16 protein-coding genes are annotated in these 15,218 nt (G+C 67.1%); 4 read left to right on the forward strand and 12 right to left on the reverse strand.

Annotation, left to right across the window (positions count from 1 at the left end; translation table 11 throughout):
- Position 1 precedes the first annotated feature (1 nt).
- Positions 2-1,126 carry an anhydro-N-acetylmuramic acid kinase gene (locus BM133_RS30035; RefSeq protein WP_093442344.1) on the reverse strand — a complete coding sequence of 375 codons (1,125 nt, stop codon included), beginning with the start codon at positions 1,124-1,126 and terminating at the stop codon, positions 2-4.
- Between the two features lie 42 nt (positions 1,127-1,168).
- Positions 1,169-2,515, reverse strand: a complete 1,347-nt coding sequence (locus BM133_RS30040; protein WP_093442347.1) for a M23 family metallopeptidase — start codon at positions 2,513-2,515, stop codon at positions 1,169-1,171.
- A gap of 159 nt (positions 2,516-2,674) precedes the next feature.
- On the opposite strand from BM133_RS30040, the gene tyrS reads away from it, so the two are divergent.
- The gene (gene tyrS / locus BM133_RS30045; protein WP_093442349.1) at positions 2,675-3,907 is read left to right on the forward strand and encodes a tyrosine--tRNA ligase; all 1,233 of its coding nucleotides are present in this window, start codon (positions 2,675-2,677) and stop codon (positions 3,905-3,907) included.
- Positions 3,908-3,917: 10 nt separating this feature from the next.
- On the opposite strand, the gene BM133_RS30050 is transcribed toward tyrS, so the two are convergent.
- Both BM133_RS30050 and BM133_RS30055 read right to left on the reverse strand, forming a co-directional pair.
- On the reverse strand, positions 3,918-4,535 hold the full coding sequence (locus BM133_RS30050) for an OmpA family protein (protein ID WP_093442691.1): 618 nt from the start codon (positions 4,533-4,535) through the stop codon (positions 3,918-3,920).
- Positions 4,536-4,537: 2 nt separating this feature from the next.
- Complete coding sequence (locus BM133_RS30055; RefSeq protein WP_256219395.1) at positions 4,538-5,035, reverse strand: FecR family protein; 498 nt, start codon at positions 5,033-5,035, stop codon at positions 4,538-4,540.
- Positions 5,036-5,187: 152 nt separating this feature from the next.
- Here BM133_RS30055 and BM133_RS30060 point away from each other — a divergent pair, with 152 nt between their 5' ends.
- Together BM133_RS30060 and dtd are read left to right on the forward strand one after the other, a co-directional pair.
- Positions 5,188-6,108 (forward strand): cation diffusion facilitator family transporter, encoded by a 921-nt coding sequence (locus BM133_RS30060; RefSeq protein ID WP_093442355.1) that lies wholly within the window; start codon positions 5,188-5,190, stop codon positions 6,106-6,108.
- Complete coding sequence (gene dtd, locus BM133_RS30065) at positions 6,105-6,548, forward strand: D-aminoacyl-tRNA deacylase (RefSeq protein ID WP_093442358.1); 444 nt, start codon at positions 6,105-6,107, stop codon at positions 6,546-6,548. The genes BM133_RS30060 and dtd overlap by 4 nt, the downstream gene beginning before the upstream one ends.
- On the opposite strand, the gene BM133_RS30070 is transcribed toward dtd, so the two are convergent.
- The 3 genes from BM133_RS30070 to BM133_RS30080 are packed head-to-tail and all read right to left on the reverse strand — an operon-like array spanning position 6,542 to position 8,551.
- The gene (locus BM133_RS30070; RefSeq protein WP_093442361.1) at positions 6,542-7,150 is read right to left on the reverse strand and encodes a class I SAM-dependent methyltransferase; all 609 of its coding nucleotides are present in this window, start codon (positions 7,148-7,150) and stop codon (positions 6,542-6,544) included. The two genes, dtd and BM133_RS30070, sit on opposite strands and share 7 nt — an antisense overlap.
- Positions 7,147-7,608 carry an rRNA maturation RNase YbeY gene (gene ybeY, locus BM133_RS30075; RefSeq protein ID WP_093442364.1) on the reverse strand — a complete coding sequence of 154 codons (462 nt, stop codon included), beginning with the start codon at positions 7,606-7,608 and terminating at the stop codon, positions 7,147-7,149. Before ybeY ends, BM133_RS30070 begins: the two co-directional genes overlap by 4 nt.
- Before the next feature lies 1 nt (position 7,609).
- Complete coding sequence (locus tag BM133_RS30080; protein WP_093442367.1) at positions 7,610-8,551, reverse strand: PhoH family protein; 942 nt, start codon at positions 8,549-8,551, stop codon at positions 7,610-7,612.
- A gap of 169 nt (positions 8,552-8,720) precedes the next feature.
- Here BM133_RS30080 and ruvA point away from each other — a divergent pair, with 169 nt between their 5' ends.
- Positions 8,721-9,293: a Holliday junction branch migration protein RuvA gene (gene ruvA, locus BM133_RS30085; protein ID WP_093442370.1), complete on the forward strand. Its 573-nt coding sequence runs from the start codon at positions 8,721-8,723 to the stop codon at positions 9,291-9,293.
- A gap of 153 nt (positions 9,294-9,446) precedes the next feature.
- Here ruvA and tynA read toward each other — a convergent pair whose 3' ends face one another.
- The 5 genes from tynA to BM133_RS30110 all read right to left on the reverse strand — a co-directional run bounded on the left by tynA (position 9,447) and on the right by BM133_RS30110 (position 15,212).
- A complete protein-coding gene (gene tynA / locus BM133_RS30090; protein WP_093442373.1) occupies positions 9,447-11,741 on the reverse strand; it encodes a primary-amine oxidase in 2,295 nt (764 codons plus the stop codon).
- A gap of 70 nt (positions 11,742-11,811) precedes the next feature.
- On the reverse strand, positions 11,812-12,798 hold the full coding sequence (locus BM133_RS30095; RefSeq protein WP_218158408.1) for a helix-turn-helix domain-containing protein: 987 nt from the start codon (positions 12,796-12,798) through the stop codon (positions 11,812-11,814).
- Positions 12,799-12,961: 163 nt separating this feature from the next.
- Entirely contained in the window at positions 12,962-13,597 is a 636-nt protein-coding gene (locus tag BM133_RS30100; RefSeq protein ID WP_093442693.1) for a YdeI/OmpD-associated family protein, read from the reverse strand.
- Entirely contained in the window at positions 13,594-14,550 is a 957-nt protein-coding gene (locus BM133_RS30105; RefSeq protein WP_093442378.1) for a phosphatidate cytidylyltransferase, read from the reverse strand. The genes BM133_RS30100 and BM133_RS30105 overlap by 4 nt, the downstream gene beginning before the upstream one ends.
- Positions 14,547-15,212, reverse strand: coding sequence for a lysophospholipid acyltransferase family protein (locus tag BM133_RS30110; protein WP_093442695.1), 666 nt, complete (start codon positions 15,210-15,212; stop codon positions 14,547-14,549). Before BM133_RS30110 ends, BM133_RS30105 begins: the two co-directional genes overlap by 4 nt.
- Positions 15,213-15,218: the final 6 nt, after the last annotated feature.

Here is a 15,218-nt window from a genome sequence, read left to right on the forward strand (position 1 = left end):
CTCAGGCCGGGTAGATCGCGCCCAGCACCCGCGCGCCGCGCGCCCCCGTCACGCTGGCCAGATTGCCCGCCTCGCGCCGGACGGTGCAGCGCGCGAGCCAGGCAAACGCCGCGGCCTCGACCTGTTGCGGCGGCAGGCCCTCATCGGTCGATGCCACGACCTGCACGCCGGGCAGCAGCGCGCGCAGGCGCCCGAGAAGATGGTCGTTCAGCGCACCACCGCCGCAGACGATCAGCAACTGGCTGTCTTTTCCGTGGTTGACGACATCGGCTGCGCAAGCACTGGCCGTCAACTCCGTGAGCGTGGCCTGCACGTCGGCAGGTGCCATGGCCGTGGTCCCGAGGTGGGAAGCCAGCCAGGTCGGATTGAACAGGTCGCGCCCCGTGCTTTTCGGCGGCGCCTTGGCGAAATACGGATCGGCCCGCAATTGCGCGAGCAACTGGGGCAGCACCTGCCCGCTGGCCGCCCACTGGCCGCCGCGGTCGAAGGGCTGGCCCTGGTAGGTCTGGCACCAGTGGTCCATCAGCGCATTGCCGGGGCCGCAGTCGAAGCCCCGCACGATGGCGCCGTCGGGCGCATTGGTGGCGGGGAGCAGGCTCAGGTTGGAAATGCCGCCGATGTTCAGCACGGCGACAGTCTCGTCGGCGCGTGCGAACAGGGCACGGTGAAAGGCCGGCACCAGCGGAGCGCCCTGGCCGCCGGCGGCGAGATCGCGGCTGCGAAAGTCGCCAACCACGTCGATGCCTGTCAGTTCGGCCAGCAGCGAGGGATTGTTGATCTGCAGCGTGTAGCCGACGTCGTCGAATTCGAGCGGCCGGTGGCGCACCGTCTGCCCATGCGCGCCGATGGCGGTGATCGCTCCGGCGGCGATGCCGCTGTCCGCCAGCAATTGATGCACCACGTCGGCGTAGGCCCGGGCGAGCCCGTTGCCGGCCAGTGCCGCGCGGTGCAGTTCGTTCTCGCCGGGGGTGTTGAGCGCCATGAGTTCCGCGCGCAAGGCCACGGGAAACTCCGCGGTGGCATAGGCCTTTACCGCGATCCGGCCGTCGGAAAAATCGGCAAGCACACCATCGACGCCGTCGAGCGATGTGCCCGACATCAGGCCGATGAAAAGCTCGGCAGCCATCTCCGGATCGGGTCTAGAGAAAGGGCTGCTGAGCCGGCGTGCTCAGTCCGCGCTGGCCTGGATGACCGAGAAAGCGGCGGCCAGCTCGGTGCGGGCGCCGACGGCGATCCGCTCGAACGCCGGGCGCAGGGCCGCGGTGATCGGGGCGCCGCCTTCTTGCGCGATGGTGGTGGGGTCCTGGTAGACGCCACCCACGCGGAATTCGAAGTGCAGGTGCGGTCCGGTGGCCCAGCCCGTGGAGCCCACGGCGCCGATCGCCTGGCCTTGGCTCACGCTCTGGCCGGCCTTGACGTCGATGCGGCTCAAATGCGCATACGCCGTTTGCTGGTTGTTGCGGTGCGTGATGATGATGATGTTGCCGTAGCCGCTCTGCGTGCCCGCGAAATCGACCGTGCCGTCGCCGACCGTGCGCACCGAGGTGCCGGTGGGTGCTGCGTAGTCGATGCCGTTGTGCTGGCGCCAGCTGTTCAGGATCGGATGCATGCGCATCGCGAAACCGCTGGACACGCGCGAGAACTCGACCGGCGTCGCCAGGTAGGCCTTGCGCAGGCTGTCGCCGTTCGGGCGGTAGTAGCTGCCCTTCTGGCCCGCGCCCGGGGGCTGGAACCAGACGGCCTGGTGGATCTTGCCGTTGTTCTCGAACTCGGCCGAGAGCACGCGGCCGCTGCGCAGCGCCTGTCCGTCGGCTTCGAAGGTCTCGTAGACCACGGCGAAACGGTCGCCCCTGCGCAGGGCGCGCACGTCGACGTCGCCCGCGAAGATGTCGGCCAGCTGGCTGGCCACCGCATCGGGAATGCGCGAGTCGTCGGTGGCTGCGAACAGCGAGGTGCGGATGGTGCCGCTTGCCAGGCGGGTGCCCGGCGTCAGCGTGTCGCGCTCGGTGAGGGCGACGAAGCCGACCGGCGTGCGCTCGATGACGAAGCGCTTGAAGCCGCCGTCGCCATCGGGAATCCAGCGGGCGCTGAGCTTCTTGAGCTGGTTTTCCTGCGTGGCTTCGGCCGTGATGGTGCGGCCGGCGCGGGCGAACAGCGCATTGCGGGCTTCGCCGCTGCCGCGCACGAAGGCGGTGGCTGCGGGGTCGGAAATGCCCAGGCGCCTCAGCAGGGCTTCGGCCGTGTCGCTCGAACGGGTGATGTCGGTGCGAAACAGCGTGAAGCTGAAGTTCTCGAGCGAGGCGGTCTGGTCTGCGAAAGACTGGGGCGCGGTGGCTTCGAGAATCTGATGGACGGGGAGGTCGGACGCATCGGGACCCAGCGAGGCCACCGCGAGGGTGCCGGCGCTCAGCATGGCCGCGGCGATGAGCGCCGTGATCTGCTTGGGATAGGTCCGGAACGTATAGGCCACGCGAGAAGCAAGGAGCTCCTCGGCGGCAAGAATGCCGTTGATCAAACTTTGAATTCCAGCTCAGGTTCTGCAAATCCGTGCTGCAAGGCCCAGTACGTTCAGGGCGGCAGGAGACGGTGCGGAAAAAGCGCCGCTTAGAATTCGGCGCTTGAAAAGTCGGGCTGAGTATAGCTTCGGCATCCAAAAAGTCAGCTAAAAAAGCCCATGAACGCCGAATCTGTTACATCCACCAGCCTCTCAAATAGTGTAGGACGTGCGCTCGAAATATCCCTCCGGGGGGCTGACGAGCTGCTGCCGCAGGACGAGTGGGTGCGCAAACTCCAGCGCTCGGAGGCGACCGGCACCCCCCTGCGCATCAAGCTCGGGCTCGACCCGACCGCGCCGGACATCCATATCGGACACACGGTGGTGCTCAACAAGATGCGCCAGCTCCAGGACCTGGGGCACCGGGTGATCTTCCTGATCGGCGACTTCACCAGCACGATCGGCGACCCCTCAGGGCGCAACAACACCCGTCCGCCGCTCACCCGGGAGCAGATCGAGGCCAACGCCCAGACTTACTACAAGCAGGCCAGCCTGGTGCTGGACCCCGAGAAGACCGAGATTCGCTACAACTCCGAGTGGAGCGACCCGCTGGGCGCCCGCGGAATGATCCAGCTGGCCGCCAAGTACACGGTCGCCCGGATGATGGAGCGCGACGACTTCAACAAGCGCTTCAAGGCCGGCCAGTCGATTTCGGTGCACGAGTTTCTTTACCCGCTGATGCAGGGCTACGACTCGGTGGCGCTCAAGAGCGATCTCGAACTGGGCGGCACCGACCAGAAGTTCAACCTGCTCGTCGGCCGTCATCTCCAGCAGGAATACGGCCAGGAACCGCAGTGCATACTCACTATGCCGCTGCTGGAAGGGCTCGATGGCGTCGAGAAGATGTCCAAGAGCAAGAACAACTACATCGGCATCAGCGAGGACGCCAACACCATGTTCGCCAAGGTGCTGTCGATTTCCGACGACCTGATGTGGCGCTGGTACACGCTCCTGAGCTTCCAGTCGCTGGAGCAGATCGAGGCGCTGAAGGCGGAAATCGCGGGTGGCCGCAATCCGAAGGACGCAAAGGTCGCGCTGGCCAAGGAAATCACTGCCCGTTTCCACAGCGCGGCGGCCGCTGAGACCGCGGAGCAGGACTTCATCAACCGCAGCAAGGGCGGCGTGCCGGACGAGATTCCCGAGGTGTCGCTGAACGGCGCGCCGCTGGGCATCGGCCAATTGCTCAAGCAAGCCAACCTGGCGTCTTCCGCCGGGGACGGCAACCGCCTCATCGACGGCGGCGGCGTGCGCGTCGATTCGGTCGTGATCAGCGACAAGGGGCTGAAACTGCCAGCGGGCAGCTACGTGGTGCAGGTCGGCAAGCGCAAGTTCGCGCGCGTGACCCTGAGCTGATCGTCCGCGGTCAGCGGACTTCGATGGTGACGCGCCGGTTGCGCGGCTCGTCCACCTCGTCGGCGGTCGGCACGGCCAGGTCGCGCTCGCCGCGGCCGACGGCTTCGACGCGGTTGGCCGGGAACTGCCGCTCGACGAACAACTGAACCACTTCCTGCGCCCGGCGCCGCGACAACTGGTCGTTCGATTCGCCGGTGCCCTTGGTGTCGGTGTGGCCCGTCACCACGATGTCGCCGCCGCTGCGCGCCAGGGCGGCGGCGAGCGCCTCGGTCATGACCTGCTGCGATGCTGGGGTCAGCGTGGTGCCGCCGACCTCGAAGAACACCGTGTAGCGCTGCGGCACGGGCGGGCGCATGTCGAACAGCGGCTTGTTTTCCGCCTGGACCCGGGCCGAATCGGCCTGATCGACCACCGGCGCTCCGCTGGCGCCCACCGCTGCCGTCGCGCGCTGGTAGGGCTTGGAGAGGACTTCTTCCCCATCCTTGGCACGCACCACGACGGCGGACGGCTTACCGTCGGCCTGCGGAAGCAGCACCACCCGCGTGCCCGGTGTCGAGCAGGCGGCAAGCAGAACGGCGATCAGTGCGGTGGCAAGAAGGAGCGGGCGACGCGACGCGGTCCTCGTCATCATCATGGCTGCCCGTCGGTTTGCACGATGAAGTCGGTGCCGCGAATGCCGATGGTGGCCGTTTGCGTCTCGACCCGCACCGCATCGGGATTGGTCTTGCCGATGAGGCCGGTGATCATGCGCATCGAGCCGCGCAGCAGCGACACCAGGAGCCCGCCGTCGCGCGTGGTGGCGTCGAAGTGGAATTCCTTCAGGTCCATGCGCGAGGAGGGCCCGACCACCAGGGTGGTGTCGTCACGCAGGACCACGGCGGCCGAAGAATCGGGGCCGGTCACGATGCGGTCCACCGACCCCAGCGCATCGCCGGCGGCTGCGGGACGCGCGGTGCCGGCGGCGCTGAGCAACTGCACGTTGCCGCGCACCGATTTCACGAAACCGGCCTGGAGTTCGGCAACGGCTGCAACAGGGGCGACCGGCGCGGCCGGCGGTGTCTGGGCCTGGGTCATCATCGTGGTGCCCAGCAGGGCAAGGGCACCCAGAACGTTCAAGAGGTTTTTCATCATCGACTTCTCTGCGAAGAATGTTTCGCAATAGTCACAAATATTAGGCCTAAGGCGTTACATATGGACACTGCGCTGATAATTCAGCGTCATCTTGCGGCCTTTTGCCGCTTTTTGCGTCGTCTTTTGTCGATTCGCCGACCCGATTGCCCATGACGCTCACTCCCAAAACATTGCTCCGTGTCTCCGTGGCCGTGGCCCTGGTCACCATCGTGCTCAAGGGGCTGGCGGGCTACATGACCCATTCGATGGGCCTGATCTCCGATGCGATGGAGTCGTTCGTCAATCTTGCCAGTGCCATGTTCGCCTTGGCAATGGTGACGATCGCCGAGCGGCCGGCCGACGACGACCATCCCTACGGCCACCACAAGGCCGAGTACTTCTCCTCCGGCTTCGAAGGCATCCTGATCGTCGGTGCCGCGGTGGCGATCCTGTGGGTGTCGGTGCAGCGGCTGCTGTCGCCCCAACCGCTCGAGCAGCTGGGCTGGGGCCTGGCGCTGTCGGTGATCAGTTCGGGCTTCAATGCGGCGCTGGCCGTCGTGCTGTTCCGCGCCGCGCGCACGCACCGCTCCATCGCGCTGGAGGCCGACGGCCGCCACCTGATGACCGACGTGTGGACTTCGGCCGCGGTCGTGATCGGCATCATCGGCGTGCACTTCAGCGGCTGGCTCTGGCTCGATCCGCTGCTGGCCATCGGCGTGGCGCTCAACATCGTGCGCGAGGGCGTCAAGCTGGTGTGGCGCTCGTCGCAAGGCCTGATGGACGAAGCCCTGGACGCCGACACCCTGGCCACCGTGCGCGCCACGCTCGATGCCTTCGCGGCGCGCCAGCCCGAGGGCAGCCGGCTGCGCTTCGACGACATGGTGACGCGCGGCGCCGGCCAGCGCCGCTTTGCCGACCTGCACATGCACGTGCCGGGCGAATGGACCCTGCAGCACGCCGCCGCCCTGCGCGACGCGCTCGAACTCTCCCTGATGGACGCCGTGCCCGGCCTGCGCGTGACCATCCAGCTGCTGCCGCTCACCATGGAAGCGCGCGCGACCCGGATCGTGGAAGAACAGGCACACCCATGAAAGCCATCCTCCAGCGCGTCGCGAACGCCCGCGTCGACATTGCCGGCCAGACCGTCGGCGCCATCGATGCGGGCCTGCTGATCCTCCTGTGCGCGGAACGCGGCGACGTCGATGCGCTCGCCGACCGCATGCTCGCCAAGATCCTCAAGCTGCGCATCTTTTCGGACGAGGCCGGCAAGATGAACCGCAGCGTGCAGGACATCGGCGGCGGGCTTCTCGTCGTGAGCCAGTTCACGCTGGCAGCCGACGTGAGCGGCGGCAATCGCCCCAGCTTCACGCAGGCCGCCCCGCCCGACGAGGGCCGGCGGCTCTGCGACTACTTCGTGGCGCAGGCGCGTGCAGCGCATCCGGTGGTGGCGACCGGCGAATTCGGTGCCGACATGCAGGTGCACTTGGTCAACGACGGACCGGTCACGATCCCGCTGCAGATGACTCAGTAGGGCAGGGGCTCAAGCAACGTTTCCCAGGCGACCTTCGGATGCGCGTAGCGGTCGATCGTGACCTCTTCGAGATGCCGCACGTGCCAGCCGCCGGCGAAGAGCCGCTCTACCGCGGCGCGGTCGAAGAAGCGCTTGGGAAAACCGTCGAACAGGTAGAAGCAGTCTTCATCCCGTCCCGTGGCCGACGAGGGACCGCGGCCTCCATAGTGCAGGTCGTTGACCGAATTGAGGCGGCACAGCAGCACGCCGTCCGGGCGCAGCACGCGATGAATGCGCCGCACCAGCGCCAGCGTCGCCTCCCACTCGAAATAGTGCAGCGACAGGCTGGCCAGCACCACGCCCACCGTGGCGCCTTCCGGCAGCGGAAACGCATCGCGAAAATCCTGGCAATGGAACTGCGCGCCAACCGGCACCCGCGCACGGGCACGTTCCACCGCTTCCGGCGAGAGCTCGATCGCCACGACCTGCAACCCCGCATCGACCAGCGTGGCGGTGTCGCGGCCCTCGGCACAGCCCAGTTCGAGCACGGGGCCGGCGGCTGCCCGCTCGACGAGCAATGGCAGCCATCGCTCCAGCCAGCGATCGCCGCCCTCTGCCGTCATCCCTTGCCGTAGGGATTGCGGATGCCCAGCTCCGCAAGGATCTGAATCTCGTAGGCCTCCATCTCGTCGGCGTCGGCCTCGCTGGTCTCGTGGTCCCAGCCCTGCGCGTGCAGCGTGCCGTGCACCAGCAGGTGTGCGTAGTGCGTGGCCAGCGTCTTGCGCTGCTCCTTCGCCTCGCGCGCGACCACCGGCGCGCACAGCACCAGGTCGGCCATGGCTACCGGGCTCTGCGCATAGTCGAAGGTCAGCACGTTGGTCGCGTAGTCCTTGCCGCGGAACTCGCGGTTCAGGCGCTGGCCCTCGTCGGCATCGACGATGCGCACGGTGATCTCGCCATCGATGTCCAGCGCATGGCGGATGCAGCGCGTGACACTGTGGCGCGGCAGTGCGGCGCGGTGCCGCTCCACGCCCTTGAAGCGCCCGAACTGCAGCGAAAGGGAAAGTGCCGGCAGTGCCATCTCAATGCGCGCCGCTGCGCTTGCGTTGCCCGTCGTAGGCATCGACGATCTTCGCCACCAGCGGATGGCGCACCACGTCGGCACTCGTGAAGTGCGTGATGGCGATGCCGCTCACGCGCCGGAGCACGCGCTCGGCATCGATCAGCCCGCTCAGCTGCTGCTTGGGCAGGTCGATCTGGCTCACGTCGCCCGTCACCACCGCCTTCGCGCCGAAGCCGATGCGCGTGAGGAACATCTTCATCTGCTCGACCGAGGTGTTCTGCGCCTCGTCCAGGATCACGAAGGCGTTGTTCAGCGTGCGCCCGCGCATGAAGGCCAGCGGCGCGATCTCCAGCGCATTGCGCTCGAACGCCTTCTGCACCTTCTCGTAGCCCATGAGGTCGTAGAGCGCGTCGTACAGCGGACGCAGGTACGGGTCGACCTTCTGCGTCAGGTCGCCCGGCAGGAAGCCGAGGCGCTCGCCCGCTTCGACCGCTGGTCGCGTGAGCACGATGCGCTGCACCGCCGCGCGCTCCAGCGCATCGACCGCGCAGGCCACCGCGAGGTAGGTCTTGCCGGTGCCGGCCGGGCCGATGCCGAAGGTGATGTCGTGCTTGGCGATGTTGTCCAGGTACAGCGCCTGCGTCGGCGTGCGCGCGCGCAGGTCGGCGCGGCGGGTGACGAGCATGGCCGCATCCTCGTCGCTCATCGAGCCGTCGCCGGCCAGCGTGAGCTGCACCACGGCCGGATCGATCGGGCGCTGCGCAATTTCGTACAGCGCCTGCAGCACGTCCATCGCACGCTGCGCGGTGGCCTTGGGGCCATCGACCTTGAACTGCTCGTGGCGGTGCGCGATCTTCACGCCCAGTGCTTCCTCGATGCGGCGCAGGTGCGCGTCCAGCGGTCCGCACAGGTGTCCGAGGCGCGAGTTGTTCGGTGGGGTAAAGGTGTGTCGCAGAATCACGCGGTATCCATTTCCATCTATTTGGCAGCCCTATGCAAGACCAGCCATGCTCGAAAAAACGCAATCCAAAGCGGGGAACACCGCGGAACCGGCTTTGCCGGGCCGCCGGTGTTGCCCCCTTGAGGAGGGAGGCGGCTACACGAAGTGAGCAAGCAACGGGGGTGGGCCAATGATAGGCAAACTCACCGGCATCCTGGCCGAGCGCAATCCACCGCAAGTGGTGGTGGACTGCAACGGCGTCGGTTACGAGGTCGATGTGCCGATGAGCACGTTCTACAACCTGCCCGCGACCGGAGAGCGCGTTTCGCTGCTCACGCACTTCGTGGTGCGCGAGGACGCGCAGATTCTCTACGGTTTCGGCACCGCCGAGGAGCGCGCGGCTTTCCGCCAGCTCATCAAGATCACCGGCGTGGGCCCGCGCACCGCGCTCGGGCTGCTCTCGGGCATGAGCGTGGGCGAGCTGTCGCAGGCGATCACCACGCAGGAGCTGGGCCGGCTCGTGAAGATCCCGGGCATCGGCAAGAAGACCGCCGAGCGGCTGCTGCTGGAACTCAAGGGCAAGCTGGGTGCCGACATCGGCCTGCCGGCGCATGCAGCCTCCGATGCACAGGCCGACATCCTGCAGGCGCTGGTCGCGCTGGGCTACAGCGACAAGGAAGCCGCGCTCGCGCTCAAGGCGCTGCCCAAGGATGCGACGGTGAGCGACGGGATCAAGCTGGCGCTGAAGGCCCTGGCGAAGTAGCCACGCCATGCGACCCGCGAAGCGACGCACGAGCCATGGCACCAGCCTGAGCACATCGGCGGCGGTGATCACGCCGCGCTCGCACATCGACAGTGCGGCGGGCATCAGGCAGGCCCCTGGGCTGTCGCACGCGTGTGCGGCTGCGAAGCGGCGTCACTTCGCCGGGCGGCTCAGCCCCAGCGTGGGCGTCTCGTCGAAGAAGTTCCAGGGCTTGAGCAGAGCGTGCACCCATTCGGTCGGCATGATCGGCCATTCCTCGGCGCGTGCCACATGGGTGGTGCCGGTCGTGAGCCAGACCACGTTGTCGGTGTCGACGATGTCCTGGTTGTCGGCCGTGAACTGGCCCAGCCCCGTGTCGTTGTTCGAGCGGTTGGGGTACTTGCCTTCGGGGAACAGCTCGTCGGCGTTGTAGCGCGTGACCCAGAGCTGCCGGTCCATGAAGCTCAGGCGATGGTTGATCCATTCGTCCTTCGCGAAATTCGCGCCCTTGGCGATCGGGTGCGTCCCGCCTGCATACGGAATGATCTGATACGACACCGGGTTGCCAACCCTGTTGTTGCGCGCTGGATTGCTCAGCAGGCGGATGGTCGACGGGTCGAACTTCTGCGCTGCCTGTTGCTCGGTGGCCACCGTGCGCTGCACCGTTTGCATCGCGCTGGTGCGCGGGCCGCCGCGCGTGTTGGGTGCCACCACCGGATCGACCTCGGTGAGCGAGTTCTTCTCTCCATCCACATCCAGGTCGAGGCGGAAGTTGTAGATGTGCTGGTGCGTGGTGCCGACGATGTGGTGATCGAGCAGCGTGCCGTAGCGAGTGTCCTCGGCCGCCGTCGCATCCTGCATGGTGCGCGACTTCACACCTTTCACCGCCTCGATGCCGGTGGCGCCCGCGTTGATGCCGATGGTGCCGTTCTCGGCGAACACCCAGTCGAACAGGTAGTCGTAGTTGCCCACCGTGCTGATCCAGCGCACCACCAGCTCGCGGCGCTCTGCGCTCAGGTTGGGCTTGCCCATTTCCTGGTGCTTGAACTCGGGATCGGCATAACGCTCGAAGACCGCGATGGCGCGCGGCACCTTCACGGGCGCGCCGGTGTAGTCGGCCAGCGTGGCGTCGAGCAGTACGGCGTTCTGCGGCGCATCCTTGTTCGGCTCGATGGGCGAAGTGAGCGTGCCCATGCCGTACTCGCCCGAGTCGAGGTACGCCTTGAAGTACCAGCCGACGTCCGGGTCGCCATAGGGAACGATCATGCCGCCCAGCGAGCCTTCGTACATCACCTTGCGTTTCGCACCCTTGTCGTTGTAGGTCACGGTCGAGAGCACCAGGCCCACGCGCGAGTCGAGCCGCACATGAAAGTCCCAGTTGCGCCAGTGCAGCGTGTTGCCGGTGATCGTGTAGTTCTTGCCCTCGGGCTCGGTGATCTCCAGCGGCTTGGGCGAGAGCGTCGCGACGCGGTCGCGCCCGTCGTAGGGCGTGGGCTTGAGCGGCACCGGCACCAGGCCGCCGTCCTCGATCTTGATGACCTTCCTCTGTTCGAGATCGATCACTGCGACCAGCCCCTCGATGGGATGCGCCCAGTAGTTGCCGTCGCCCACGTCCAGGTAGCTCACCGCCTTCAGCAGGCGATCTTCCTGGCGCAGCGAGTCCTTGCCGTCGAAGTAGCCGACGGTCAGTGGCGTGGCCACCACTTTCCTTACGTCCGCGATGCCGCGCGTGGCGAGCGCCTTTGCGTAGTCGGAACTGGCCTCGATCGCGCTCTGAACTGTCGCGAAGTCATCGAGCAGCACCATGCCGTGCGCGCCGTCGACCGGCTTCCAGGCCACGAGGCTGCGCGCGGCAAGATCGACTGCGCCTTCGATGACCTTCTTGCCATCCAGCGCCACGAACTCCGCTTGCCGCGGCGCCTGCACGGATTGGCCGCTGAGCGCAAAGCGCCACACCTCATCCTTGGGCGGGCGCTTCACGCTGATCTCGGTGAAGCGCAGGCCCGGCTTGTAGCGCCCGGAAGCCTTGAGGATGTCGACGGCCGACCTGATCTCGTCGGCCGTGAGCGGATTCAGCGGGCTCGCGACGCGCTCCACCACAAAGGTCTTGTCCAGGCCCGACTGGAACACCCGATTGATGAAATCGTGCGACACATAGGCCGCCCCCTTGCGCATGACCACCGGCACATCGAGTTGCAGTGGCTCCCCGTTGACCAGCGCAGTCTTCGAGCCGGGCTTGACGCGCACCAGCACGCCATTGCGGGAGACGGTGAAGACGTCGGCGAAGCTGTCCCGGCGCACCGTGGCGCCGAAGTTCTCGGCCGTCTGCTGCAGCGGCACCATCTGCGCCGCGCCGCCGTGCGCCTCCGCCGGCCCTGTCCAGAAGATCGAGCCGCCGCAGGCGAAGGCGATGACAAGGCCGAGGCCCCGGACGATGAGGGCGTGCCTGCCCCGGATGATGCTGCGCATGGTTGCTTTCTTCCTTCTTCGCATGTTGTTGTGAGCAGCCGCGAAGTTAAGGGCGCAACCCGCGGGGGCGTTATCCGGATTCGGCAAGCCACCGGGCGCGGGTGGCGGAGGGGAGTTCGCCGAACAGCCGGCTGTAGTCGCAGGCAAACCGCGACAGGTGCCAGAAGCCCCAGCGCGCCGCGACATCGCCGATGGTGTCCCGCACGCATGCCCGCAGTTCGCAGCGCACGCGGTTCAGGCGCATCACGCGCAGGTAGGTGACCGGGCTGAGGCGGAGAACATCCTCGAATGCATATTGCAGCGCGCGGCGCGACACGCCTGTGGCCGTGCACAGGTCGGGCACGCTGATCGTTTCGTCGGCATGCGCTTGCATGTACTCGCGCGCCATTGCCACGGTGTGCCGGCGGGTCACCGTGCCGGCGGGCAGGTCGGCCTCGAAGGCGTTGCAGCCGATGCATTGCAGCACCGCGTCTGCCAGCGACAGCGAGAGCATGTGCCGCGCGGCGGGCTGCTCGAGCTGTGCGAGGTTCTCCCGCGCCAGCGTCAGCGCCGAGCCGAGGAGCCTGGCGAATTCGGTTTCGTCGAAGCCGGGCTGGCGCATCGGCACGGGCTCGGGCAGGCGGAGCTCGAAGCCTGGGCCGAACAGCGTGCGCGCCAGCACGGCCAATGGCGCTGTGTCGATGCACACCGCCATCAGGTCCATGCCGGCGCCCGCCAGCAGTTCGAATTCGCGCTGCGGCGAGAGCGCAATCAGGCGACGGCCGCCGATGTCATGGCCGCAATACCAGCTGCCGCGGCCCGCGACGCTGGTGAGGGCAAGGGACACGGTGTCGCGCCGGCCGAGTCCGGCCTGCAGCACTGTCCGGTTGGCGTGCTCGTGAAAGACTTGGACGAAGTCCAGGTGCAGGTTTTCGGACAACCCCTCGAAGCGGCCGTCCGACAACTGCTCGTAGTGCTGCTCCCACCCATCGACGCTGGTGGCTTGCGCCTGGGCTTCGGAGGTCAGTTGCCGGGTGAAGAAAGGCTCGGTCATGGTGCGCGACGGCGAAGCTGCCATCGTCGGACTGATCAGCAGAAACCATGCCAATGCAGCCGGGGCGGCCCGTCGATTGTCCGCACTATGAACGGATGCATGGTGAGGCGTGCGCGCCAACCGCGCACGCCTCACCATGTTGCCCTGCCGCGGATGCGGAGGGAGAGGAACGACCGGCTGCGGCCGCTCAGGGATAGATCTTCTCGCCCTTGGCCAGCATCTCCACGAACTGCGCGATGCGCCGCGCGCGCGTCTCGGGCTTCTTCGCACCTTGCGTGCGGAACAGCACCGCAAAGCGGTTGCGTGAGTCCAGCGTGGCGAAGAACTTCGCGGCCTTCTTGTTCGCATCGAGCGCGGCCTGCAGGTCGGGCGGTACGGTGGCGACGCTCTGGGCGTCGTAGGCCGCGTCCCAGCGGCCGTCGGCGCGGGCGCGTTCGATCTCGGCCAGGCCGGCCGGCTGCATGCGGCCCTCGTCGATCAGCTTCAGCACCTTGTCGCGGTTGATCTTCGACCAGGTGCTGCGCGCGGTGCGCGGGGTGAAGCGCTGCAAGAAATACTGTTCATCGTCGCTCTTGCGCTGCCCGTCGATCCAGCCGAAGCACAGCGCAATCTCCAGCGCCTCGGGGTGGTCGATGGAGGCGATGCCGCTGGCCTTCTTCGCGATGCGAAGCCACACGCCGGCGTGGGTGGCATGGTGGCTTTTGTACCAGCGCTTCAATGCTGCGGCGTTGGTGCATTCCACCGGCGCGTCGTCGACGATGCGCTCCGCCTTCGCGGCGGTCTTGTCGGTCTTGGCGGTTTTCCTGGCAGCCGCCGTGCTCACGGCACCCACCAGTAGCGCAGCGCGTGAAAGTAGATCGGCGCCGCGAAGATCACCGAGTCGAGCCGGTCGAGCATGCCGCCGTGGCCCTCGATCATCGAGCCCCAGTCCTTCACGCCGCGGTCGCGCTTGATGGCCGACATCACCAGCCCGCCGAAGAAGCCCATGAAGCAGATCATGAAAGCCATCAGCGCCGCCTGCCATGGGTTGAACGGCGTCGCCCAGTAGAGCGCCGCGCCCAGCGCGGTGGCGCTCGCCACGCCGCCGATCAGGCCCTCCCAGGTCTTGGAAGGCGAGAGCTCGGGCGCCACCTTGCGCTTGCCGAAGAGCTTGCCCCACACGTACTGCAGCACGTCGCTGCCCTGCACCACGATCACCAGGAACGCGATCAGCAGCAGGTTGCGGCCCTCGAAGCCCGGGATCTGCAGCGTGAGCAGCGCAGGCACGTGGCTGATGCAGAACACGCACACCATCAGGCCCCACTGGATCTTGGAGGTGCGCTCCAGGAAGCGCTGCGTGTCGCCGCCCACCGCTGCGAGGATCGGCAGGATCAGGAAGGCGTAGACCGGAATGAAGATCGAGTAGAGCCCGTACCACTCGATCCAGATCAGGAAGTACTGCCCCGGCAGCGCGATGAAGAAGGCCAGCGCAATCGCCGCATGGTCGCCGCGCCGCGTGTACGCGAGGCTGATGAACTCGCGCAGCGCATAGAACGAGATCAGGTAGAACAGCACGATCACGCCGCCCTTGCCGAACGCGAAGGCCAGGCCGATCACCGCCACCATCACCCACCACGCGTTCACGCGCGAGTTGAGGTTGTCGATCACCGAATGCGGCTGGCCGTGCGCCACGCGCCACTTGAGCAGCGCGCCGATGGCCGAGGCCAGCAACAGCACGCCGAAGACGCCGCCGAAGAGCTTGAACGTGGTCCACGCGAAAGGAGACAGTTCGATCATGATGCGGCGCCCTCGGCCTTGTCGTTGCGGTCGTATTCGGGGCGCAGGTCGAGCATTGCGGCCCGCGCGCGGGCGATGAATGTGTTCTTGTCCTCGTCCTCGGCCAGCACGATCGGCGTGCCGAAGCGCACCGTGCAGGCCAGCGGAATCGGCACCAGCGTGCCCTTGGGCAGCACGCGTTTCAGGTTCTCGATCCACACCGGCACCAGCCGCACGCTGGGGCAGGCGCGCGCCAGGTGAAAGAGGCCGCTCTTGAGCGGCAGCAGGATCTCATCGCCGGTGTTGCGCGTGCCCTCGGGGAACATGATGAGCGAGTCGCCGCCGTCCAGCGCCTCCTTCATCTGCTCGACCGGGTTGTCGCCCTGGCCCGAGCCGTCGCGGCGGATCATGAGTGCGTTGAACACGTCGGCGCCGATGAACTGGCGCACCTTCGAGGCCATCCAGTAGTCCTGCCCCGCCACTGGCCGGGTGAGGGCGCGCAGGTCGGGCGGCAGCGTCGCCCACAGCAGCACGAAATCGCCGTGGCTCGTGTGGTTGGCGAAGTACAGCGTCTGCTCGGCCTTGGGCGTGGTGCCGCTCCAGATGGCGCGCACGCCGGTCAGGAGGCCCGCCGCGCCGATGATCAACTTGCCCGCCACGATGGCGAGCGCGCGGCGCAGCACGGTGCT

The sequence above is a fragment of the Variovorax sp. 770b2 genome (assembly GCF_900115685.1).
Lineage (GTDB): Bacteria > Pseudomonadota > Gammaproteobacteria > Burkholderiales > Burkholderiaceae_C > Variovorax.

Excerpts from the sequence above, each read along its gene's own strand:
- BM133_RS30035 (WP_093442344.1), bottom strand. The coding sequence starts at position 1,126 with ATGGCTGCCGAGCTTTTCATCGGCCTGATGTCGGGCACATCGCTCGAC.
- tyrS (WP_093442349.1), top strand. The coding sequence starts at position 2,675 with ATGAACGCCGAATCTGTTACATCCACCAGCCTCTCAAATAGTGTAGGA.
- BM133_RS30050 (WP_093442691.1), bottom strand. The coding sequence starts at position 4,535 with ATGACGAGGACCGCGTCGCGTCGCCCGCTCCTTCTTGCCACCGCACTG.
- BM133_RS30055 (WP_256219395.1), bottom strand. The coding sequence starts at position 5,035 with ATGAAAAACCTCTTGAACGTTCTGGGTGCCCTTGCCCTGCTGGGCACC.
- BM133_RS30060 (WP_093442355.1), top strand. The coding sequence starts at position 5,188 with ATGACGCTCACTCCCAAAACATTGCTCCGTGTCTCCGTGGCCGTGGCC.
- dtd (WP_093442358.1), top strand. The coding sequence starts at position 6,105 with ATGAAAGCCATCCTCCAGCGCGTCGCGAACGCCCGCGTCGACATTGCC.
- BM133_RS30070 (WP_093442361.1), bottom strand. The coding sequence starts at position 7,150 with ATGACGGCAGAGGGCGGCGATCGCTGGCTGGAGCGATGGCTGCCATTG.
- ybeY (WP_093442364.1), bottom strand. The coding sequence starts at position 7,608 with ATGGCACTGCCGGCACTTTCCCTTTCGCTGCAGTTCGGGCGCTTCAAG.
- ruvA (WP_093442370.1), top strand. The coding sequence starts at position 8,721 with ATGATAGGCAAACTCACCGGCATCCTGGCCGAGCGCAATCCACCGCAA.
- tynA (WP_093442373.1), bottom strand. The coding sequence starts at position 11,741 with ATGCGCAGCATCATCCGGGGCAGGCACGCCCTCATCGTCCGGGGCCTC.
- BM133_RS30095 (WP_218158408.1), bottom strand. The coding sequence starts at position 12,798 with ATGGCAGCTTCGCCGTCGCGCACCATGACCGAGCCTTTCTTCACCCGG.
- BM133_RS30105 (WP_093442378.1), bottom strand. The coding sequence starts at position 14,550 with ATGATCGAACTGTCTCCTTTCGCGTGGACCACGTTCAAGCTCTTCGGC.